Raw genomic sequence first — 22,181 nt, forward strand, 5'->3', positions numbered from 1 at the left:
GCCGTGGCTCGCCGAGCTGGGCTGACCGGCTGAGCTGGGCTGGCCTGCTGAGCTGGGCTGGCCTGCTGAGCTGGGCTGGCCGGCTGAGCTGGGCTGGCCGGCTGAGCTGGGCTGGCCGGCTGAGCTGGGCTGGCCGGCTGAGCTGGGCTGGCCGGCTGGACTCCGGGCCGTCATCCTGCCCGCCCCGGTGTCGCGCCCAGCCGTTCCGCCCAGAGAAGGCCCACGACCTGCAGGGCGACCGCGACAACCGCGCAGGCGCCGCCGACTGTGCTGTGCAGGAGCACCGCCATCGGGTCGACACCGATGCCGTACCCCAGCCCGATGCCGCCGATCGGCAGCGCCGCCAGCAGCCAGGCGGTGGCCCGGGCACCGGCCGCCTGGGCTGCCGCTGCGGCCAGGCCCCGATCGGTCGCCCGGGCGTCCGCCTCGATCCGCTCGACGAGCTCTGCCAGCGGCGCGCCGGTCCGGTCGGCCAACCGCACCGCCGCCGAGGTCAGCTGACGTAGGCGGCCTGCCCCGTCAGGCTCGACGGCCGCAACCTCGAGCGCTTGTGGGACGGGCAGGCCGGCCCGCAGGTCCGCCGCGAGACCGCAGAGTTGGTCCAGCCCACGTCGTCGGTCCCGCTCGGCGCTCCGGTTCACGCGCCACCGCAGCACGCCTCGCACGGCCAGCGTGCCGTACCCGGCCATCGCGACCGCGGCCACCGGACCCGCGACCACGGCACCCACGCCGCCGCCGAGCAGACCGACCAGCGGCAGCACGCGGCTCGTCGATAGCGACATTCGCCTGACCGCCGTCGGGTCAGGTCGTTGTGCCGCAGCGAGCATCGTGGTGGCCTGGGTCGGCTCGGCGGTGCCGGCCGGGCGTCGGGGATCACGACGGGCCGGCGGGTGGGTCGGGCCCGCCGGACGCGTGAACCCGCCTGCCGCTCCCGGCCACCGCGGGCTGCGGGTGACGTCCCGGTCGGGCCAGCCGAGCGCCGTCCGACTTCCGGTGGAACCCGCGGTGTTAGCTGGCTCATGAGCGATGCCGACCGGATGGCCCGAGGTCGGGGCGGCACCGGTGCCGTCGGCCGGCCCGTCCGGCGTGCGACCGAGTTCCCTGATCCACTGCACCAGAGCGTCATCCGGATCAACCCCGCCGCCGCTCCGTCCCGGTGCCAGCACGCGACGTCGACGGGCCCGAACGCTGTGCACCGGCCACGCCACCAGGGCAGCAGCGATCAGGAGCAGCGCGGCCACCAGCGTCGTCTCGCCGCTCATGCCGGGCCCGCCGATCCGGGCCACGGCTCGCTGAGGATGGGCGGCACCGCCACCCCCCGTTCCCGCAGCAGCGCCCCGAGGGCGCGGGCGGCAAGCCCGAGCCCACTGCCGCGCACCCAGGCGGGCACCACGGTCACCATCCGTTCGGGCCCCTCGGGCAGCAGCAGGCAGACCGACTCCAGGACGCGACCCCGATCGCCGCGTCGCACCTGGAACAACACCTGCAACGCGGCGGCCACCTGGGCGTGCAGTGCGGCCCGAGGCAGCCCACCCAACATGCCCAGGGCCTCCAGACGGGCCGGCACGTCCGACGGTGTGTTGGCGTGCAGCGTGCCGGCGCCCCCGTCATGGCCGGTGTTGAGCGCGGCCAGCAGATCGACCACCTCACCGCCCCGGCACTCCCCGACCACCAGCCGGTCCGGGCGCATCCGCAACGCCTGTCGGACCAGGTCCGCCAGACTCACCACGCCGGTGCCCTCCACATTGGCGGTACGCGCCTGGAGCCCCACCACGTGCGGATGCCCCGGACGCAGCTCGGCGGCGTCCTCCACCAGCACGATCCGTTCGGTGGCTGGCACCATCCCCAGCAGGGTGTTGAGTAGGGTGGTCTTGCCCGAGCCGGTGCCCCCGGTCACCAGGTACGCCAGCCGGGCCGCGACGACGGCGGCGAGCAGTGGCGCCAGCGGTCGCGGCACCGTCCCCTGGCGCACCAACTCGTCGAGGGTGAACGGCCGGTGCCGGAAGGTTCGCAAGGACAGGTAGGGACCTTCGGTCGCCACCGGCGGCAGCACGGCATGCAGTCGGGTGCCGTCGGGAAGCCGCGCGTCCGCGTACGGGGAGCCGTCGTCGAGCCGCCGCCCCGCGCTGGCGATCAGCCGCTGCGCCAACCGGCGGACGTCCTCCACCGAGCCCACCGGAACGGCGACCTGGTGCAGCCCCGATCCGCGGTCGACCCAGACCCGAGCGCCGTTGACGAGGACGTCGGTGACCTCCGGGTCGGCGAGCAGCGGCGCCAACGGCCCGGCGCCGACGAGATCGTCGCGCACCCGGTCGGCGATCCGCAGCATGGCCGTGTCACCGAGCACGGCGGCGGTGGGCTCGGCCCGTACCGCGGAGACGATCGCCGCCGCGTTGACCGGGGTGGTGGCGGCGGCGATCCGCTGCCGTACCCGGGCGGCGAGCGTGCCGTCCTCCGGCCCGGCGGTCATGCCGCACCCGTGGCCGGCACGCCGGTCAGCTCGGTGACGATCCGTTGGCAGAGTGCGGCCAGTGGGCCCTTCCCCCCGGCGGCCGGCGCCTCACCCCGTTCCAGCCCACGGCAGAGCCCGGGCTCGGGGCGCAGCGTGCCGGCCAGGGGGAGACCCAGCGCGCGGGCCACCTCGGTCGCCCGTAGCCGGCCCGGGGCGGGCCCGCGCACCACCACCGAGAGCGCGGCGCAGTGCGGGGCGGCTGCGGCCACCACCCGGGTGGCCGCAGCAGTGGCACGCAACTCGGCCGGCACGACGACGAACGCCTGGTCGGCGGCTTGCAACGCCACCACGGCCGCGTCGTCCAACTGTCGGGGCAGGTCGATCACGACGAAGTCCCGCCCCCGGCGGGCCGCGTCGACGGTCGCCGCCATCGCCGCCGCCGGCAACGCCAGCATCTCGCCGCGATCCCAGGAGAGCACCACGAGATCACCACGGCTGGGCAGGGCCTGCACCAGCGCCGGGGCGTCCACCCGCCCGTCGGCACCGGTGAGCGCCGGCCAGCGCAGGCCTTCCAACTGCTCCCAGCCCAGCACGAGATCGAGGCCACCACCGAGCGGGTCGGCGTCGACCAGGAGAGTGCGCAGCCGCGCCCGAGCGGCGGTCACCGCGAGACCACCGGCGAGCACACTCGCGCCCGCACCGCCCCGACCACCGAGGACGGCGACGACCCGGGCGCCGACGCCGGCCGGACGATCTGGGTCGTGCTCGGCGAATCGATCCACCAGCCAGGGCTCCGCGGCTGGCAGCGTGGCGACGTGTTCGGCCCCGATCAGCTCGGCGATCTGCCAGCCCGGGTCGAGCTGACCAGCCCGGCCGACCAGCACCAGCCGGGGCCGCTGCGGCAACCGGGCGCGCAGACACGCCTGTGCCTGATCCGCGCCGAGCAGCACAAGGGGCGCGGGAAGCCAACGGGTACGGGCAGCCGCCGGGTCGCGGGCGAGCTCCACCTCGGTCCCGCCGACGGCGGCGAGCCGGAGCACATCGTCGAGCAGATCGTCGTCGCCGGTGACGACCAGTGGGAGACGGCGGATCGGCGGAACCGTGGTACGGGGTGGCATCGCGGCCTCCAGCGGTCGGGCTCTGGTATGCCGCCGACCCTGCTCGGAATCCGCCCCACGAGCCGCCTCGATGTCGTCGCCTGTGGACAACCTGGTGGCCTGTGGAAAACCCCCGCCGAGAGAGTTGATCTGCTACGAGTGCGGGCAACGTCGCAGCTAGCGCCGCTGCGGAAAAACAGCGGGGCCGCCCCCGAAAGGAGCGGCCCCGCGAGTCGATGGTCAGCCGGGCTGATTCGTCCGGGCGGCATCGAGGAACACCTGGTACGAGCTGATCCGCACGGGCGACAGCGTCAACAGCTCATGGGCGAGCAATTCGCCCGTCCTCGGATCGAAGACCAGAAGAGATTGCTGGTCGTGTTCGCGGTCGTCGAAGGTGACTGCGACTCCGTTCCGGCCGGCACGGTCCGTGACCTGCCCCCGCCAGCGCAAGCCGGGCACGTCGGCGAGGACCCGCAGGACCGCCGCTCGGGTCGCACGCGGTACGACGTACCGCCCGTAGAGCGTGCCGACCTCCTTGCTCGCCGCCCCCGCGCCGTACTCGACCTTCAGCCGCTCCCGGAGCTCGGACGGGTCGGCCGACAGCGGCCTGAGCTCCTCGGGCGACAGCGGAATGATCCTTGGTGCGGGGGTGCCGGTGGCTGCTGGTTGCGCAGCGCCTTCGCGCTGCCAGTAGTCCCGAGACTCCTGATCGGGGTACTGCGGCTCCAGTTGGGTAGTGATTTGGTTACCGGTCCCGTCGGCGGCCTGCCAGACCTTCGTCTCGTCGGCGAAGGCGACGTGGTGGCGGCCGTCGGCCGAGGTCATCACCGGGTCGCCCCACACCTTCGTGTGGTGGTACATGTAACGCCCGCTCTGGTGGTCGTACGCCGCGTCTTTGATCTTGTCGGCCAGCATGCGCAGCTGCGGGCCGGCGGCCGGCGGATCGGCGTCGAACTGGTACGCGACCGGCACGAGCACCGTCCCCGTGGCCGAGCCCGGGGTGTCCGGTGTGGCCGCACCGAACGGCTGGAGCACCGCCACGGCGCCGACCGCGACCGCCAGCGTCCCGGCCGTCAGAACCAGCCGGCGGGTCGGGTGTACGCGACGACGCCCGGTCACCGTCTCGGTACCGTCGGCGCGGTCGATCAGCTCGCGCGCCGAGACCAGCGGTGGCCCGACGGCGGCGTTCCGGGCCGGGTCGGCCGGGCCGAGAAGAGTACGGGTTCGCTGTGCTCCGAACATCACAGATCCTCTCGAATGGTCACCAACACCGGGCTACGGCGGGTCTGCGCGGGCCGGTCCGACATCGCTTCGGCAAGACGGCGGCGGGCGCGATGCAGGCGAACTGCGGCGGTCGCCCCGGTGCAACCGAGAACCTTGGCCGCCTCGGACACCGTCAGCTCCTCCCAGCCGACCAGCCGGAGGATTTCCTGGTCGAGGTCGTTGAGGTTGGCCAGAGCGGACCAGATGTCGGCGAGCTCGACGCTCGTGTCGGCACCTGACGATCCAGCCAGTCGCTCGAGGTCGACATCGGTGATCGAGAGGAGATCCGGGGCGGCACGTCGCGACCGCCACTGGTTCGCGAGGAGGCGCCGGGCCACCCCGTACAGCCAGGGCAGGCTGCGCTCCGGCACCTCGGCGCGGCGACGCCAGGCGACGACGAAGACCTCCTGAGCAAGCTCCGCGGACGCATCCCGGTCAGCGAGCCGGCGCAGGCCGTATCGGACTATGTGCTCGTACTCGGCGGCGTAGAGACTGGTGAACCAGCCCTCGTCCCGCCGCTGCGGTGGACCCACGCGAACCCCCAACTGCCTCGGCGACTCTCACAGTGGCTTGTGTCGCTGAGGGGCCCCGGGATTACCGCGCGACCGAGGTCGGGTTCCGCCCACCGGGAAACCGAGCGATGCGGTCAGTCGTCGATCGCCTGGTAGACGGTGGTCCAGAAGTCGTGCCACATCGGCAGCCGCTGGTCGCCAGCGTGCGCACGCTGCATGAACACCATCGCCGTCAGGTCTTCGGCGGGATCGTTGTACCAGGCGGTGCCATAGAAGCCGGACCATCCATAGCTGCCGACCGAGGGCCCGAGGTGCGTGCGGCGGGTGCGGACCGACAATCCGAGACCCCAGCTGATGGCATTGAAGTACCCGGGCCAGAACCCCGAGATGGCTTTCTGCTCCGAGGTCAGCTGGTCGCTCGTCATCAGCGTCACCGCCGGCCGCGACAGCATCCGCTCGCCGCGATGGGCGCCGCCGGCGAGCAGAGCCGAGGCGAAGGCGAGATAGTCCTGGGCGGTCGAGACGAGCCCGCCGCCACCGGACTCGAACATCCGCGGCCGGCTGAACCGCCCGTCGGGGGCGTCCTCGACGACCGGCTCGCCGGTGGCGGCGTTGTCCTGCTCGTACGCCGTCGCGAACCGGTCGATGCTCTCGCTACCCACGTTGAAGGCGGTGTCGGTCATTCCCAGTGGCTTGCAGACCCGCTCACGGATGGCGTCGCCGAAGGACATGCCGGTGGCCCGTGCAATGAGCACACCGGCCACGTTGGCGGCGGTGTCGTACATCCAACGCTCACCTGGTTGGTGGACGAGGGGGAGGGCACCGAGCTGGCGGATCCACTCGTCCGGCGACGGATATTCGAGCGCGTTCAGCGCGTCGGCGATCGGCACCGTCCCCGGCTCGGCGGGGACCATGCCGGTGCCCAGGGTGCCGTCCAGCACGTCCCGCAGCGTTATCGGGCGCTTCGCCGGAACGGTGTCGTCCAGCGGGCCGTGGGGATCGGCGAGCACTGTCATGTCCGCCAACTCTGGGATGAGATCGTCGACCGGGTCGTCGAGGCGGAGGGTGCAGTCCTCGACGAGGGTCATCGCGCACACGGCGACGATCGGCTTCGTCATCGAGCCCAGACGGCAGATCGTGTCGGCCGCCATCGGCGTCCGCGACCCGGGGCCCTCGAACGCCAGCTGACCCGTCGCCTCGATGTGCACCTCACCGTGCCGAGCGAGGACGGCCACCACGCCCGGGACGAAGCCGGACTCGACGCGGCGCTCAAGCCACCCCTGCACCCGAGCCAGCCGTTTCGGCGAGAAGCCACCAGCAGCCACCTGTTTCCTCCTCGGCTCGTCCCGTTGGCAAATTACACGCCACACGGCGATCGCACGGGCCGCGACGAGGCGGGGAGGAAACCGGAGAACCGCTGCCTCGCTGCCGCCACCGCCTCGTTCAGAGTCGGGGCGCATCGCGGCATGGCCGAACCGTCGGCGATGGGGTGCCGCGCCCGGTCAGCGACCGGGGCGCAGCAGATCCGGACACCTGGGCGTCCCCTTTGGCTGGAACGAGCTTGTCCTATCCCCGTGCTCCAATCCCGTCATGCATGTCGTCGTTACCGGTGCACTCGTTGAAGACGGCGCGGTCCTGCTGGTGCACCGCAGACCGACCAAACGGGCATACCCAGATGTCTGGGACCTACCTGGCGGGCAGGTCGAAGCGGGTGAGTCGGAATTACAGGCCCTCGCGCGTGAGATGCACGAGGAGCTCGGTGTGCACATCAAGACGGAGTCCGCTTCACGGTTGGGCGTCTTGCATTCCGGCACTGGCGAAGACGCCCTTCACGTGGGCGTCTGGCAAGTTGACGACTGGGTCGGCTCTCCCGCCAACCGTGCACCTGACGAGCATGACGACATCGCATGGGTCCGGATCAGCGAGCTGGGCGGCCTTCCCCTCATGCATGGCGTCCTGGCGGCGATGGTTCGTTCGCTCCCTGAATTCGAGTGCGCCCGCAGGCACTCAAATATCACCGACGGTGACCCGGGCCACCGAGTAACCAGAGCCGGCTGTCGTGCATGTGCTGAGACGGATTGGTCAATCATCAGCTGGAACTAGATGCCCCGGCAGTCGGATGTCCGGGTTCAGGATGTGGGTGACTCATCCGGCTAGACGCCCTGGGGGCCGATCCACTGCACCCGAGCCAGCCGTTTCGGAGAGAATCCACCAGCAGCCACCTGTTTCCTCCTCGGCTCGTCCCGTTCGGCAAATTACACGCCAAGCGGCGATCGCACGGCCCGCGACGAGCTGGGGAGGGGCCTCGTCCGAGTAGCACCACTGACACAGGCTCTTCCTGCAGTGGAGCGTTTCCACGGGCAAAGGGGCAGCCCCGTCGGCGGAAGTGACCTGACGTGGTAGCGATCAAGTGCGGTGCCGCGCGCCACACATAAGCTGACGGATCATGGAGTTGAAGGGGATATGCGCTGCCTTGCCTTTAGGCGGACTCCTGGGCGAGGCGGCCCCGTTGGCCAGGCAGATACCTCGTGCGACAGGGCGATCTGGATCGGGCGTACGTGGATGGCACCGCACCCGAGCTGGTGCTGAACGAGTTCATCGAGGCGGTGCGGCGGAGAAGTCGGTGCCGCTGACAAATGACGATGAGATCGTGGCGGTCGTGGTGTCGCCTAGGGTGGCAGAGGCTGGCCTGCGAGCGCTGAGCCGGTAGCCGGGCTACACGAGACGGCTCGTGTAGCCGGCGGCGATCAGGCGGCTGTAGGCGGCGCGGACGTCGTCGGGGACATGCTGGGGGATGGCAAAGCCGAGTTCGGCGTACCTGCCGATGCGTTGGGTGTCGCCGACGAGCATGTCGATGACCTTCTTGGTGTTGCCGATGCTGGTGACATAGTCGTCGAGTGTGAGCGGGTGGGACGCGCAGATCACTGTGACGTCGGGCCAGAGTTTCTTGCAGGTGGCGTACGCGCGGCGTTGTTGGTAGGGGCGGGAGATCAGGATTACCGACTGGGCCTGGACCTGGTGCTCTGCGAGGAGCGCGCGTGTGTACTCGATGTTCTGACCGGTGTTGGTCGCCTGCGTGTCGATGAGAATCGCATCGGCTGAGACGCCGTGAGCTATGGCGTACTCGCGGTAGTGGACGGCCTCCCCCCGAGGGAAGGTCTCGATGGTGGTCGCGGCGTTGGCGCCGGTGAAGACCAGCGTCGGAAACATCCCTCGGTGGTATAGATCGGTGGCCGCCTTGGCAACTCCGAGGTCGTGACTGCCGAGTCCGATGCCGACGTCTACCGGCCGAATCTCGTGGTGCATGTTGTGGTAGTCCCACAGGCGCTCGACGTCCGCGCGGTACTCGGCGGGGATGGTCGTGGGAGTCCTCGGCATCGCTAATCCCTCAGTCGGGGATCTTGAAGGTGTACGTCCAGGTGAAGCGGGATGCGGCGTGCACCCCTCGGGCGAACTCGACTGGTCGGCCGCTCTCGGTGAACGTCGTGCGGTGCAAAACCATGACCGGTTCACCGGCGGGGAGGCGGAGGAGATGCGTCTCCTCGGGGGTGGGCATCCGGGCGTGGACGGTTTCGGTGATCGTGTCTGGTGCCTGTCCTCGGTCGGCGAGGATAGCGAAGCCTCCACCCCTTCCGGCCGGCCCTGGTGTCGGATCGATGAGGGATGTTCCTTCCACGTCTTCCGGCCGGTAGTAGCTGGTCAGAGTGTGGGTGGGGACGTCGGCTTCCTTGACCAGGCGGGCGCGTTCGTAAACGGGCGCTCCGGTTGCCAGTCCGAGCGCGTCGGCGGTCTCGGCGTCCGCCTTCGTCAGTCGCACCTCGTTGGTCTGGTCTCCTGGCACCCAAGCGCGGCCGGTAGCTTCACGATCGGCGGCGAACGCGACCAGCCCTGACTTCCACTTGCTTCTGGCGTAGCGATCGATACCGAGCCGTTTCATGGCCATGCGTGGCCGGACCACGGTGCCGCGCCTGCGGACGGGCGTGACGAGTCCTTCGGCTTCGAGTAGTCGCACTGCTTGCCGGACAGTGTTGATGTTGACCCCGTGCTCCGCGGCGATCTCGTCCTGCTTCGGCAGGGTGCTGCCTTCGGCGTAGTCGCCGCGCTGGATGGCTTCGCGCAGGAGCACAGCGAGATCCCGGTACCCGATGCCCATCGCTCCTCCTGGCCGCGTGCTGCGTAGAGCCATCTCTGTCAGCAGTATGCCTCACTCACAAACATTAGAGCTAGTTCTATTGACAGCGCGACAGGCGATCGGGTCACATAGAGCTAGTTCTAATGCCTAGCGGGGTGGGGAGATTGTGATGCTTTGTGCTGCAAGGTTTCGAACACGTCCAGACCACCGCCGGTTCAGCTTGCCGGCTTCCGCGCCCCGTCGCTCCAGGCGTTGTCAAGGCTTGGCGGAGCCAGCTCACCCTGCTCCGGCAGGGGCATGGAAGTTCGTCCGCCAGTGGGGTGACCTACACGCCATCAGGCAGGCATTTTCCACGGGCTGGCAGCTCGTGCGGCATCCACTCCTGGGCTGCGCGGGTTCCGGTCGCGCGGCAGCCTGCTAAGGCTGGCCCGGGGTGGGTGCTGGCGTGAGATCCCGACCCGAACGACGGCCCGTGAAAGGCCCGCCCGCCCCGGTGCCTCGCACAGCCACGCCTCGCCGGCCGGGTGTCCCCGTTCCGGGTGACCTGGTGCTGATAGACGCTCGGGCGTCGGTGCAGTTCGGCGGTGATCGGGCTTTGTGGCTGCGGGTGACCTCGGTTTGCGACAAGCCGACGTACCACGGCTGGGTGTGGCTGACCGGCTACTCCATCAACCTGTCCACCGGCAAGGCCCTGGAACGACGGGAAGTCTTCGCCCAGATCGCCGGCCTCCAGATCCAACGACGCACCATCGACAGCGCGCCGCCGCTCAACAACACGGCGCCAGCGACGAGGAGCCGCGGTGTTTGACGTTCGGGTACGACTCGGCGCGGTGCTGGATATCGACGCGGTCGATCGCCTTCTGCCATCCGACGGGCCGGTGCGGTTGTGGGTAACCGGGGTACGGCTGGTGGCCAATCGGCCGCCCCAGGACGAGTGGATCTGGGTCGAAGGGGTCAGACTCTTCCCGTCGGGCTGTCGTGGCCCTCAAGTACAAATCCTGGTACGCGCGAGCAAGCTTCGATCGGAGGGCTCAATCCACTGATCGTCTCCTCGTCGTCGTGACCGGATCGGAACGGCCGGAAGCCGCGGGCAATTTCCGACCGAAGCGGCGGCGGTGGCGCACTCCGCGCCGGCACAACACACAGGCCCGAGGACTAGGCCACCAGCGCGGCCAACCTTCGCTGACTCTCCGCCGTTGCCTCGATCGGCGGACCCGGTAGACACGCCTTCACCTGGCCGGAAGCGCTCCCGGGAAAGGGACGACCCCCGTCGGGGGGATGCGGACTCAATCTATCGGCCGCTGTCAGTCGCTGTCGGTCCGCGTCAACGAGCAGGTGCCGGACGCCGTCGATTCACGTTCGGGGTTGACCCGCGTCGGCGCTCTCGCTGCCTCCTTGCTGCCCCGCTGCCTGACACCTCGCTTACAAGCGCTGCGTAGGTTGTCCGGCACCAAATGCAAGATCCAGTCCGCCTACCTTGCCAGGTCGCCAACTGGTCATACTCTGACCCAGTGCTAGCCGCAGAAGCTCCAAAGATCACTGACTGGATGCAGGCGTGGGGCAGTCTTGCCGGACTGCTGATGTCAGGCATCGCTGCGATTGCAACCCTACTGCTCCTTCGACACGAAATTCGTGTGCGTCGTGAGGAGCAGAGAGACCAGGAGTCAGCGCAAGCGCGGTTAATTATTGCAAGACTGACCGGTTCAAGAAGGGAGGCAACCGATCCCGAGACGGGGGTCGATAGCGGCCCGTTCGTGGCGTTAACGTGGGAAGTGATCAACTATAGTTCGCAGCCGATCATGGACGCGCAGGTTGGGATCAGCTCCTCAAAGTACCCTCAGGACGATACCGAGGGCTGGGGCGACGAGTACGTTGACGTCATAGCAAAAAAATTCAACGGCTCGACAGAGTTGTCACCGCCCGTGAAGGTGGACCCGCTGCGCGAGTTCCAACCGGGAAACGATTTCGACATTTCAATCGAGTTCTACGATGCCGCTGGACTGAATTGGCTCCGAAAGAACCGCGAGACACCGCGACGCCTTCTCCCATCATCGTGGGAGCCATCAAGGTGGACGCGGTTCAAATTCGGGTTCTGGCACAAAGTGGCCGCTCTCAAATGGAAATTTAGAAAGATCATTTGGCGTTTCTGGCCGCCCGACAAGTCGGATCCCTTCTGGGATGCGCCTCCTTTTTGAACAGACCAACTGACCTACTGACGGATAAGCACCGCGAGAAAAGCGGCGCGAGCATCACGGGCAGGCCCTCGCCGCCTGCTGGAAAAGCGAGCAGCCCACGTCAAGCTTGCCTTGACGGCACGCGACGGGTCGGCTGCGCGACAAGGTCGTGGTGGGGATGCGGCGCGCGTATCACGGGCAGGCCCCCGCCTGCCGGCAACGCCGGCCCGAGGGGTCGCAGAGGCTCCGGGGTCAAGGGCGGCCCGTAGGGCCGTCGCGTAGCGATGCGTAGCACCCTTGAGGTCGGAGGGGCGGCCCCGCATCCTTCGTGCCGCATCCCCACCACGGCCGGCGGTGACCCGCCCCACGGCGCGGCGGTACGACGGCCGCCGCGCCCCGGCCGGCTGCCGGCCCACCAACCTCAACCACACTCAGCGCTACCGTCTGCGGCGGCCCCGGGCTTCCCGCCCTCCGCGCCAGCCGACAGGCGTTCTGCGTGGCCGGCGTGAAGCGACAGCGGAGCGACGGACGCGTGCCCAGGCGGCGGCGCGTGCGGCCCGTTCAGGGCCGCCTTGAAGACGTACAGAAACTTTGAACCGTCTCGCCGGCAGCCGGCCATTCGAGACCGGGCATTCGCTCGGAGGGCACAGTTGGTGTTACCCCCCGGCTTGCTCGCCGTCGTCACGTTCGGCAAGCAGAATCTCCAGGTTGTGCATCGCCTCGGTGTGGCCGGCGGCGGCTGCCCGCCGATACCACTGCTCCGCCTCCTGGTCATCACCACGCTCTTCTAGCACAGCTCCCAGGCCGAACATTGCCCCCATGTCGCCGGCATTAGCCGCCCTCCGAAACCACTGCTCCGCCTCCTGGTGATCACCACGCTTGAAGAGCAGAAACCCCAGGCAGAACATCGCCCGGGGGTGGCCGGCGTCGGCCGCCCTCCAAAACCACTGCTCCGCCTCCCGGTCATCACCCTTCTCATTAGTAAGCAAAAGCCCAAGGTTGTTCATCGCCTGGGTTTCGTCGGCGGCGGCTGCCCGCCTATACCACTCTTCTGCCGCCTGAGCATCACTACGCCCGGCAAACAAGACCCCCAGGTTGTTCATCGCCCCGGTGTTGCCGGCGGCGGCTGCCCGCCGATACCACTCCTCCGCTTCCCGATCATCACCACGCCCGGCAAGCAGAACTCCCAGGTTGTTCATCGCCCTGTTGTTGCCGGCGGCGGCTGCCCGCCGATACCAGTCCTCCGCTTCCCGATCATCATCACGCTCGGCAAACAAAACCCCCAGGTAGAACGTCGCCCTGGTGTCACCAGCATCTGCGGCGATGCGCCAGGCATGTTCGGCGACTTCTGGCCGTGGGGTGTCGTAGGCCTGAACGCCGATCCTGACGGCTTGGCGTGCAGTGGCGATGGCGAGCAAGGTGGTCCAGACGTGGTCGGGGACTGGGGTGGTGGCGAGGGGGCCTTGGCCGATGGCGGTGCGGTCGAGCAGGTAGTCGGAGGCGGTGTAGGTACCGCCCTCGTGAGGCAGCAGGCACGAGCTGGCACCGAGGACGCGCTCGCACGCCCATGCGAGTCCTTCGCCAATGGTGGGCAGGTCGGCGCGGTGTCTCCAGGCCAGGGACAGGTAAGGGCGGTAAAGCTTGGCCAGGATGTCGCGGGAGACAGGGGCGGTGTAGCCGGCGCGGCGGCAGTCCACCCCCGCACTGATGAGGGCATGTCCGACCTCGAACATGGGTCCGTCGCCTACAGACCAGCGGCGCATCATCGCCGGACCGGCGGCGAGATACTCGGCGAACCCAACTCCGGCGGTCAGGGCGGCGGCAATCCGGGCGTCCCCGGTGTTCTCGGCGGCTGTGCGTTCCTGATCGGTGAGGTACTGGCCAACCAGGATTCGGCGTCGGCCGCGGATCTGGGCCACGAGCTTGGCGGCGGCCTCGTCCATGCCAGCGACAAGTTCTGTGCCATCTCGGCCGAGGATGGCGGCGTGGTCCAGGCGGGAGAGTTCCTCGTCGCGGATGGTGGCCACCAGCACCACATCGGCCCGCCCAGGGGGGCACAGTCGCTGAAGCAGTGCCTGATCGACGCCCCCAGGTGTGAGGAAACGTTCCAGGTCATCGAGCCACACCACGGCGTCGCTAATCGGATAGCCGGCCTCGACCAGTTCCCTGAGCGCGCCCGGCTTTGCCGGGACGAACAGCCGGTGTCTAGGACGTAGCCGGCGGATGGCCTCAAGAGCACTGCGGCTCTTACCAGCGGCTGCCCTGCCATGCAACAGCACGATCCCGCCCTCGGCGATGGCCCATTCCAGGTTGTCGTCACCGGTGCGAGCAACATAGAGGGGAAGGTCGCGGGCGTGGTCAAGGGAGTCGATGGCGGGTTTAACGCCTAGATCGAGCGGGTCGACCTGCTCTACCAGTGGCGGCTGCCCGTCTTCTCTCAGGTGCAGCAGACGCCCGGGAGCCACCGACTTCGCCGCGCCTGCGGTCTCGGGTTTCCTGCCGGGTCGTGTCGTCAGCCAACTAGCTACCAACCCCACCGACCCGAGGAGCCCGAAGCTGATGCTGGTGATCTTCTCGGCTCGGTCCAGACCTTGTTTCACCAGGAATTGCACGACCGGGACGGCTAAGGCGCCCGCTGACATCACCACCACGACCCAGCGGAGCCAGCGGCGCATCGACATGAAGACCACACGTCATTCTGAAGGCAGCAGCGCGCAAATTAAACGACACCGAAGCCAGTGACCCGGACCCGCGAGCCCTCGTTTTCCGCGACCGGGTAGTGCGCCCACTGCGCCGGTCGAACTTCCGGCGTCGGATCTGGCTCCCTCGCTCGTCCGCGCGGGCCTGCTCGGCCAAATCGCCAACACCGGTCCGCACCGGTACCGCGCTACGTGGCCCGATCGGGAGGGCATCGAGTGGTCGGCCGAGTTCACCACCGAACGGGAGGCCGTCGCCTGTGTCGCGGCCAAGGCTGTCGGCGGAATACGGTTCCACGACTTGCGGCACGCCTACGCCACCTGGCTGGTCACCGACGGAGTCCCGATCAACCTGGTGCAGCGGGTCATGGGCCACGAGCAGGCATCCACGACGCTCAACCGGTACACCCACACCCCGGACCACTACGCCGCTCGGGTTCCTAGAGGCGTTCGACGGCTGCCTCTCTGCTGCCTCCGGCCGTAGAAACGCCCTCCCTGGACGGGCCCGAGGACGACCTGTGAGCTGCGGTGGAGCGCTCCCGGAAAAGGGACGACCCCCGTCGGGGGGAGACGGGGGTCGTCGGAGGTTCGGCTCCGGGGGGGTCGAGCCGAACCACTCAGCGGCCACGGGGGGTGCAACCGCTGAGGGTCTGCCTGTTTCGAGGATGTGAAAGCTCGTCGTACGGACAAGTCTGCCTGAGCGGGCCCGTCACGTCGAGTGGTGCTGCCTCCACTCACTGCGAAAATCTCCTCGCAGAGTGTGAGCGTGATCACGCGGAGCGGAGAGCCCGCAGGTCTGAGGGGTGGCAGGACCCCGGGCACCCGCCGACGATAGACCATCCGGCTAGACTTTCGCGCCGTGGGCCGAAGTGCCGCTTTCTTCGATCTGGACAAGACCGTCATCGCCAAGTCGAGCGCCCTGGCGTTCGGTCGGCCGTTCTACCGGGATGGGCTGATCACCCGGCGTGACGTGGTCAAGTCGGCGTACGCGCAGCTGATGTTCCGGCTGGGCGGCACCGACGAGCAGACCATGGCCCGAACACGGGACTATCTGGCTACGCTCTGCAAGGGCTGGCAGGTGGAGCAGGTCCGCCAGATCGTCGCGGAGACACTGCACGAGCTGATCAACCCCTACGTGTACGCCGAAGCCGCGGCCCTGATCGAGGAGCACCAGGCGGCCGGGCGGGACGTGGTGCTGGTGTCGGCGTCCGGTGAGGAGATGGTCCGGCCGATCGGCGAGTTGCTCGGGGTGACCGACGTGATCGCCACCCGGATGACGGTGCGGGACGGCCGGTACAGCGGCGAGGTCGAGTTCTACGCGGCGGGCCCGAGCAAGGTCGAGGCGGTCACCGAGTTGGCCGCCGCCCGGGACTACGACCTGGCTGATTCGTACGCCTACTCCGACTCGTACAGCGATCGTCCGCTGTTGGAGTGCGTGGGCCACCCGAGCGTGGTCAACCCGGACCGGCAGTTGCGGAAGCTGGCCTCGGAGAACGCGTGGCCGGTGCTGGAGTTCCGGCACCCGATCCCGCTGGGCCGGCGGCTGCGGGAACGGCCCGCGGTCCCGGTGGCCGCCGCGGCCCTGGGGGTAGGGGTGGGCGTGGCCATCGGCATCGCCTGGTACGGCCGCCACCGCCGCACCCGAGCCGCCACCACCGCCTGACCGCGCCAGCTCAGGCGGCGGCGAGGATTTCGTCTCCGATGGTGGTGAGCTGGTCGGCGCCGACCTCGACGGCGGCCATGTAGTGGCGTAGCCAGGAGCGCAGCCCGTCCGGGGTGCCGGTGGCGAAGGCACCGGCCGCGCCGACGTACTCGGGTTCCCGCTCGCGGTGCCCGACGTCGACGGCGAGCAGGCCACGCGGGTCGAGGCCGCTGGCGAGCAGCACCAGCCGGGCGGCGCCGCGGGCCACCACGCCGGACGGCCCGGCGAACGGCCGCAGGTTCAGCAACTCCCCGTGTACGACAGCGGCGAGCACCAGCGGGGAGACCTTCGTGCCGCCGGCGACGAGGCCGGCCAGCCCGTCCAGCCGGGTGGCGACCACGGGGTCGGCCACCGGGCGGCCCAGCTCGGCTTCCGACACCAGGTCCCGGGCGGCGAGCACGTGCAGCTTCGCGAGCGCCTGGCGGGGCGCCTTCGGCCACAGCTCGCTCAGGCCCGGCAGCGCTCCGGCGACCCGCAGCGCCCCCTGGAGCACCGGGTCGGTGACGGTGCCGGCCCGGACCGCCTCGCGCTCGTGTCCGGCCCCCTCGAGGGCCGCGCTGGCCACGGCTGAGCGCAGGCTGACCTCGGCGGCGACCTGTCCGCCGTGCCGGCGCAGCGCCCGGTGCCCGAGCGCCTGGTCGAACCGCTCGCGGGCCTTCTCGACGGCGGCGGTGATGTCGGCGAGCGCGAGCAACGGGGCGAGCGGGTCGGTGGTCACCCCGCCACGCTAACGACCCGACCCGACCCGGCGGGCCGCACCCGCCCGCAACGCGACCCGGACCACCCGACTCGGGGGCGCGTCGGCGGGGACGGGCCGTCGGGCGCGCGGCGGGGGCCACTCGGCGCGAGGGAGCGGGCAGCCGTGGCCGGTCGAGGGACCCGCGACTACCCTCGTGCCATCGAGACCCAGGTCACCCCGAGGATGAGGAGTCACGGCATGAGCGAGGCATTGGCCAATCTGCTGAACGAGACGCGCCAGTTCCCCCCGCCGGCCGAACTCGCCGCGCACGCCAACGTCACCGTCGACGCGTACGCCGAGGCTGAGGCCGACCGGCTGGCCTTCTGGGCGAAGCAGGCCGATCGTCTGGCCTGGTCGAAGAAGTGGGATGAGGTGCTCGACTGGTCGAACCCGCCGTTCGCGAAGTGGTTCGTGGGTGGGCAGCTCAACGTGGCGTACAACTGCCTGGACCGGCACGTCGAGGCGGGCCGGGGCGACAAGGTGGCGATCCACTGGGAGGGCGAGCCGGGCGACACCCGCACCATCACGTACGCCGACCTGCACGCGCTGACCTGCCGGGCGGCGAACGCGCTCACCGACCTCGGGGTGACCGCCGGCGACCGGGTGGCGATCTACCTGCCGATGATCCCGGAGGCGGCGGTGGCGATGCTGGCCTGCGCCCGGATCGGCGCCGCGCACAGTGTGGTCTTCGGCGGCTTCTCCGCGGACTCGTTGAGCAACCGGATCCAGGACGCCAGCGCCAAGGTGGTGATCACCGCGGACGGTGGTTACCGGCGGGGCAAGCCGTCGGCGTTGAAGCCCACTGTGGATGAGGCGGTGGCGAACTCCCCGTCGGTGGAGCACGTACTCGTGGTCCGCCGCACCAGCGAGGAGGTCGCCTGGTCGGAGAAGGACCACTGGTGGCACGAGACGGTGGAAACCGCGTCGGCCGAGCACACCGCGCAGCCGTTCGACGCCGAGCACCCGCTGTTCATCCTGTACACCAGCGGCACCACGGCCCGCCCGAAGGGCATCCTGCACACCACCGGCGGCTACCTCACCCAGGCGTCGTACACCGCGCACGCGGTCTTTGACCTGAAGCCGGAGACGGACGTCTACTGGTGCACCGCGGACATCGGCTGGGTCACCGGGCACTCCTACATCGTGTACGGCCCGCTCTCCAACGGCGTCACCCAGGTGATGTACGAGGGCACCCCGGACACGCCGCACAAGGGCCGGTTCTGGGAGATCATCGACAAGTACGGGGTGAGCATCCTGTACACCGCTCCCACCCTGATCCGGACGATGATGAAGTGGGGCGACGACATCCCGGCCGGCTTCGACCTGTCCTCGCTGCGCCTGCTGGGCAGCGTCGGCGAGCCGATCAACCCGGAGGCGTGGATCTGGTACCGGCAGCACATCGGCCGGGGCGAACTGCCGGTCGTGGACACCTGGTGGCAGACCGAGACGGGCGCCATCATGATCTCGCCGTTGCCGGGGGTGACCGCGGCCAAGCCGGGTTCGGCGATGACGCCGCTGCCGGGCATCGTGGCCGACGTGGTGGACGACCAGGGCCAGTCGGTGCCGAACGGTGGTGGCGGCTACCTGGTGCTGCGCGAGCCGTGGCCGTCGATGCTGCGCACCATCTGGGGTGACGACGACCGGTTCATCGACACGTACTGGTCGCGGTTCCAGGGCATGTACTTCGCCGGCGACGGTGCGAAGAAGGACGACGACGGGCACATCTGGCTGCTCGGCCGGGTGGACGACGTGATGTTGGTGTCCGGGCACAACATCTCGACGACCGAGGTGGAGTCGGCGTTGGTGTCGCACCCGTCGGTGGCCGAGGCGGCTGTCGTCGGCGCGACCGACCCGACCACCGGTCAGGCTATCGTCGCGTTCGCCATTCCGCGCGGCACCACGGACATCGTCGGCGAGGCGGGCGAGCAACTCATCGCCGACCTGCGCAACCACGTGTCGAAGACGCTCGGCCCGATCGCCAAGCCGCGGCAGATCATGCTGGTGCCGGAGCTGCCGAAGACCCGCTCCGGCAAGATCATGCGCCGGTTGCTGCGAGACGTGGCGGAGAACCGGTCGCTGGGCGACGTGACCACGTTGCAGGACTCCTCGGTGATGGACCTTATCTCCTCAGGGATGAGCGGCACGAAGTCCGACGAGGACTGACGGTAGGCGTACCCATTGGAGGGTGGCGGTCCGTGCGGACCGCCACCCTCCGTCATGTCTTACGGGTACGGTTCGTGCCACCTCACGACTGTCACATCGGTCGGTCGGGGGAGTCGGGAGAAGCTGAACGGGCACAGGAGTCGACCACCACTGTCCTTTCGGCCGGTTGTGCTTTAGGTTCACGCAGGTTGGCAGAGTTCGACAGACATCGCTTCGATTGTCGGCCATCCCAACGTCCTCCTCTCCATGCCCGAGAAACGGAGCGGCATGAACCACAAACCGCAGTCCAGGGCGCGGCGACGACTACTCGTCGCGCTGCCCGCCATCGCCCTCGCGGCCACATCACTGACCGTGAGTGGCAGCGCGGCCGCCAAGCCGTCGTCCGGCACCCCCGTGGCGGTGATCGGCGCCGACGAGCACTACATCAACTACGCCGAGCCCGAGGTGCAGCCGGACACCACCGGTCGTGAGGTGAAGGGCAAGGGTGGCATCTACACCCCTGCCGCGGAGTCCGCGCGCGAGTTCGACCGCAAGCACGCCCGGGGTAACCCGGTGACCGCACGGCAGTTGGCCAAGGACGAGGCCAAGTCGCTGAAGACGGGCCAGAACCCCCGCAAGTTCAAGAAGGCCCCGACCACCCAGACGGCGAAGCTGCTGACGCTGCTTGTCGAGTTCAACGACAAGGCCAACGACGACTTCACCAACGTGATGGTCCCCAAGACGGTGTTCGAGGACCGCACCTGTGTCCCCGGCACGGTCCAGAACGGGCCGAAGCACAACAAGATCCCGGACCCGGCGCGACTGCCCCACGAGGACAACAACTCGATGTGGGTGCCGGACTTCTCGCCGTCGCACTACAACAAGATGCTCTACACCAAGAAGGGCATCACCGAGCGGGTCCGCACGGACCTGAAGGGCCCGGACGGCAAGAAGGGCATCGACCTGTCCGGTCGCACCATGCACAACATGTACCTGGAGATGTCCAAGAACGCGTACACGGTGGACGGGCAGGCCAGCCCGTGGATCACCGTGCCGCACTCGGAGGGCTGGTACGCGGCCAACCGCTGCTTCCAGGACGAGACCGGCGCCTGGGTCCCCGGCCGTGAGCAGTCGATGAACGGCCACCCGGACAACCCGGCCGGCGCGGGCCGCCTGGCGACTGACGCGATCGACGCGCTCGTCGCGAAGGACCCCAACTTCCCGTGGGCCGACTACGACATCGAGGACCAGGCCGACCGCGACGGTGACGGCAACGTCTTCGAGCCGGACGGCGTGATCGACCACCTGGTGCTGGTGCACGCCGGTCAGGGCAAGTCCCGCGGCGGCGGCGACCAGGGCGTGTACGCCGTCTGGGCGCACTCCTCCACGGTCGCCGGTGGCTACACCATCCCGGGCACCAACCTGAAGGCGTCGAACTACATCGTGCAGCCGGAGGACGCGGGCGTCGGCGTCTTCGCTCACGAGTTCGGCCACGACCTGGGCCTGCCGGACCTCTACGACACGTCCGGCAACGCCGACTCCGACGTGGACTTCTGGGACCTGATGGCCTCGGGCTCGCACTCGGGTGAGATCTTCCAGGCGCTCCCGACGCACATGGGCATCTGGGACAAGTGGGTGCTCGGTTGGGCCGACCCGCTGACCATCCGCCCCGGGTCGAACCCCCGCGAGGTGAAGCTCGGCCAGACGTCGCGCACCCCGATCGACTCCGAGGACGGCATCAAGGTCGACCTTCCGGACAAGGTGACCACGCTGGCCACGCCGCACAGCGGCACCAAGATGTGGCACAGCAACAACGACCAGGAGTGGGCTGACGTCAAGCTGAGCCGCTCGGTCGACGTGCCGGCGGCCGCCGACTCGAAGTTCTGGATGTGGAACAACTACATCATCGAGGAGGACTGGGACTACGGCTTCGTCGAGCTCTCCACCGACGGCGGTACGACCTGGACCGAGCAGAAGGTGTACGACGAGGGCGGCACGGTGGTCACCACGCCGGACGGCTACCCGGACCCGAACGGCCGGATGAACGACTTCGGCGGCAAGAAGTACGGCCTGACCGGCAGCACCGACGGCTGGCGGCACGACTACGTCGACCTGTCGGCGTACGCCGGGACGACGGTTCAGGTGCGGCTGCGGCTGGCCACCGACGAGGCCTTCGAGGAGCGCAACTGGTTCGTCGACGACTTCTCGGTCACCGGCGGTGGCGCCACCACCTGGAGTGACGACGTCGAGGGCGGCGCCAACGGCTGGACGGCCACCGGCGGCACCTTCGTCGACACCACGGGTGCGGGCTGGAAGGTCTCCAGCGGCACCGAGGTGCACGCCCAGTACTACCTGGCGGAGTGGCGCAACTTCGACGGCTTCGACAAGGGCCTCAAGTACGCCTACGACACCATCTACTCGCACGAGGCGTGGAAGGTGGACCGGATCTCCTACAACGCGCCGGGCATGCTGGTCTGGTACCGGGACACCGCGCTCGGCGAGGTCAACCACGTCACCGGGCAGATGACCGCGCTGCCCAGCTACGGCGCGAAGGGCGGGTTGCTCATCGTCGACTCGCACTTCGACCCGTTGCGGCGTACCGGCGAGGCGGCCGTGAAGGACCCGTCGGTGACGGACAACCTGCCCAGCCGCCCGCAGTCGTCGAACGCGGCGTTCACGCTGAACAGGACGTACCCGTTCACCGAGTGCCTGGAGGCGGCGAACGAGCCGTACAGCGCCTACTGCACGAAGTTCAAGGGGCTGCCGCCGGTGAAGGCGTTCACCGACGCCAAGGGCTGGTACCCGGGCATCGAGATGCGCAATGGCGCTGCCTACGCGCGGGACAACGACGCGTCGGTGGTCCTGCCGTCGCGCAACAACGCGCCGTACACCACCCGGGTCACCAACCCGGACGGCAGCCCCGCGCCGGAGTTCTACGGCGTGGCCCTGGGCGGCGGAGCGATCGTGCTGGGCACCGGTAACCCTGGCGACGCGGGCGTGAACTACGGCGTCTCGCTGACCATCAAGAAGGCGGCCGCGGACAACTCGTCCGCCACGATCTTCGTCACCCCGGCGAAGAAGTAACGGTTTTCACGGTTCGACAACTGACGGTGGGGCCGGTGGCGGAGACGCTGCCGGCCCCACTGTCGTATCTCGATCACATTGATCGAAATAGGTCGTTGTAATCCGAGCCATCTGGTCCGCGCTGGTCACCGTGGCTGATGAAGCGCGGGTGTGTGACGGTGGAAAGCATTCCCAACAAAATCTTGCAA

General features: G+C 69.1%; 17 protein-coding genes. 7 read left to right on the forward strand and 10 right to left on the reverse strand.

The window, feature by feature from the left end; genetic code table 11:
- Positions 1-170 precede the first annotated feature (170 nt).
- The 6 genes from ABZU52_RS05740 to ABZU52_RS05765 form a co-directional block, all read right to left on the reverse strand.
- Complete coding sequence (locus ABZU52_RS05740) at positions 171-1,262, reverse strand: hypothetical protein (RefSeq protein ID WP_354969910.1); 1,092 nt, start codon at positions 1,260-1,262, stop codon at positions 171-173.
- Entirely contained in the window at positions 1,259-2,470 is a 1,212-nt protein-coding gene (locus ABZU52_RS05745; RefSeq protein WP_354969911.1) for a TadA family conjugal transfer-associated ATPase, read from the reverse strand. Before ABZU52_RS05745 ends, ABZU52_RS05740 begins: the two co-directional genes overlap by 4 nt.
- Complete coding sequence (gene ssd, locus ABZU52_RS05750; RefSeq protein ID WP_354969912.1) at positions 2,467-3,570, reverse strand: septum site-determining protein Ssd; 1,104 nt, start codon at positions 3,568-3,570, stop codon at positions 2,467-2,469. The genes ABZU52_RS05745 and ssd overlap by 4 nt, the downstream gene beginning before the upstream one ends.
- Before the next feature lie 219 nt (positions 3,571-3,789).
- Positions 3,790-4,791: a CU044_5270 family protein gene (locus ABZU52_RS05755; protein WP_354969913.1), complete on the reverse strand. Its 1,002-nt coding sequence runs from the start codon at positions 4,789-4,791 to the stop codon at positions 3,790-3,792.
- Entirely contained in the window at positions 4,791-5,345 is a 555-nt protein-coding gene (locus ABZU52_RS05760) for a sigma-70 family RNA polymerase sigma factor (protein WP_354969914.1), read from the reverse strand. Before ABZU52_RS05760 ends, ABZU52_RS05755 begins: the two co-directional genes overlap by 1 nt.
- Positions 5,346-5,458: 113 nt before the next feature.
- A complete protein-coding gene (locus ABZU52_RS05765; protein ID WP_354969915.1) occupies positions 5,459-6,649 on the reverse strand; it encodes a serine hydrolase domain-containing protein in 1,191 nt (396 codons plus the stop codon).
- A gap of 265 nt (positions 6,650-6,914) precedes the next feature.
- On the opposite strand from ABZU52_RS05765, the gene ABZU52_RS05770 reads away from it, so the two are divergent.
- Complete coding sequence (locus ABZU52_RS05770; RefSeq protein ID WP_354969916.1) at positions 6,915-7,427, forward strand: NUDIX domain-containing protein; 513 nt, start codon at positions 6,915-6,917, stop codon at positions 7,425-7,427.
- Between the two features lie 612 nt (positions 7,428-8,039).
- On the opposite strand, the gene ABZU52_RS05775 is transcribed toward ABZU52_RS05770, so the two are convergent.
- Both ABZU52_RS05775 and ABZU52_RS05780 read right to left on the reverse strand, forming a co-directional pair.
- Entirely contained in the window at positions 8,040-8,702 is a 663-nt protein-coding gene (locus ABZU52_RS05775) for a YdcF family protein (protein WP_354969917.1), read from the reverse strand.
- 10 nt (positions 8,703-8,712) lie between these two features.
- Positions 8,713-9,477, reverse strand: a complete 765-nt coding sequence (locus ABZU52_RS05780) for a GntR family transcriptional regulator (protein WP_354969918.1) — start codon at positions 9,475-9,477, stop codon at positions 8,713-8,715.
- 526 nt (positions 9,478-10,003) lie between these two features.
- Here ABZU52_RS05780 and ABZU52_RS05785 point away from each other — a divergent pair.
- Together ABZU52_RS05785 and ABZU52_RS05790 are read left to right on the forward strand one after the other, a co-directional pair.
- Positions 10,004-10,264 carry a hypothetical protein gene (locus ABZU52_RS05785; RefSeq protein WP_354969919.1) on the forward strand — a complete coding sequence of 87 codons (261 nt, stop codon included), beginning with the start codon at positions 10,004-10,006 and terminating at the stop codon, positions 10,262-10,264.
- Positions 10,265-10,967: 703 nt separating this feature from the next.
- Positions 10,968-11,651, forward strand: coding sequence for a hypothetical protein (locus tag ABZU52_RS05790; protein WP_354969920.1), 684 nt, complete (start codon positions 10,968-10,970; stop codon positions 11,649-11,651).
- A 635-nt stretch (positions 11,652-12,286) separates the two neighbouring features.
- Here ABZU52_RS05790 and ABZU52_RS05795 read toward each other — a convergent pair.
- A complete protein-coding gene (locus ABZU52_RS05795) occupies positions 12,287-14,311 on the reverse strand; it encodes a tetratricopeptide repeat protein (RefSeq protein WP_354969979.1) in 2,025 nt (674 codons plus the stop codon).
- Positions 14,312-14,627: 316 nt separating this feature from the next.
- On the opposite strand from ABZU52_RS05795, the gene ABZU52_RS05800 reads away from it, so the two are divergent.
- Positions 14,628-14,810, forward strand: coding sequence for a tyrosine-type recombinase/integrase (locus ABZU52_RS05800; protein WP_354969921.1), 183 nt, complete (start codon positions 14,628-14,630; stop codon positions 14,808-14,810).
- A gap of 375 nt (positions 14,811-15,185) precedes the next feature.
- Positions 15,186-15,989, forward strand: coding sequence for an HAD-IB family hydrolase (locus ABZU52_RS05805; protein WP_354969922.1), 804 nt, complete (start codon positions 15,186-15,188; stop codon positions 15,987-15,989).
- A gap of 10 nt (positions 15,990-15,999) precedes the next feature.
- Here the strand turns inward: ABZU52_RS05805 and ABZU52_RS05810 are convergent, their stop codons facing one another.
- Positions 16,000-16,746, reverse strand: coding sequence for an oxidoreductase (locus tag ABZU52_RS05810; protein ID WP_354969923.1), 747 nt, complete (start codon positions 16,744-16,746; stop codon positions 16,000-16,002).
- A 219-nt stretch (positions 16,747-16,965) separates the two neighbouring features.
- On the opposite strand from ABZU52_RS05810, the gene acs reads away from it, so the two are divergent.
- Positions 16,966-18,930, forward strand: a complete 1,965-nt coding sequence (gene acs, locus ABZU52_RS05815; RefSeq protein ID WP_354969924.1) for an acetate--CoA ligase — start codon at positions 16,966-16,968, stop codon at positions 18,928-18,930.
- A 267-nt stretch (positions 18,931-19,197) separates the two neighbouring features.
- Positions 19,198-21,993 (forward strand): immune inhibitor A domain-containing protein, encoded by a 2,796-nt coding sequence (locus tag ABZU52_RS05820; RefSeq protein ID WP_354969925.1) that lies wholly within the window; start codon positions 19,198-19,200, stop codon positions 21,991-21,993.
- Positions 21,994-22,181: the final 188 nt, after the last annotated feature.

It is taken from the genome of Micromonospora sp. NPDC005220 (assembly GCF_040607895.1).
Taxonomy (GTDB): domain Bacteria; phylum Actinomycetota; class Actinomycetes; order Mycobacteriales; family Micromonosporaceae; genus Micromonospora.

Bases quoted from the DNA above. Each gene is read 5' to 3' on its own strand.
- ABZU52_RS05740 (WP_354969910.1), bottom strand. From the start codon at position 1,262: ATGAGCGGCGAGACGACGCTGGTGGCCGCGCTGCTCCTGATCGCTGCT.
- ABZU52_RS05745 (WP_354969911.1), bottom strand. From the start codon at position 2,470: ATGACCGCCGGGCCGGAGGACGGCACGCTCGCCGCCCGGGTACGGCAG.
- ssd (WP_354969912.1), bottom strand. From the start codon at position 3,570: ATGCCACCCCGTACCACGGTTCCGCCGATCCGCCGTCTCCCACTGGTC.
- ABZU52_RS05755 (WP_354969913.1), bottom strand. From the start codon at position 4,791: ATGTTCGGAGCACAGCGAACCCGTACTCTTCTCGGCCCGGCCGACCCG.
- ABZU52_RS05770 (WP_354969916.1), top strand. From the start codon at position 6,915: ATGCATGTCGTCGTTACCGGTGCACTCGTTGAAGACGGCGCGGTCCTG.
- ABZU52_RS05775 (WP_354969917.1), bottom strand. From the start codon at position 8,702: ATGCCGAGGACTCCCACGACCATCCCCGCCGAGTACCGCGCGGACGTC.
- ABZU52_RS05780 (WP_354969918.1), bottom strand. From the start codon at position 9,477: ATGGGCATCGGGTACCGGGATCTCGCTGTGCTCCTGCGCGAAGCCATC.
- ABZU52_RS05795 (WP_354969979.1), bottom strand. From the start codon at position 14,311: ATGTCGATGCGCCGCTGGCTCCGCTGGGTCGTGGTGGTGATGTCAGCG.
- acs (WP_354969924.1), top strand. From the start codon at position 16,966: ATGAGCGAGGCATTGGCCAATCTGCTGAACGAGACGCGCCAGTTCCCC.
- ABZU52_RS05820 (WP_354969925.1), top strand. From the start codon at position 19,198: ATGAACCACAAACCGCAGTCCAGGGCGCGGCGACGACTACTCGTCGCG.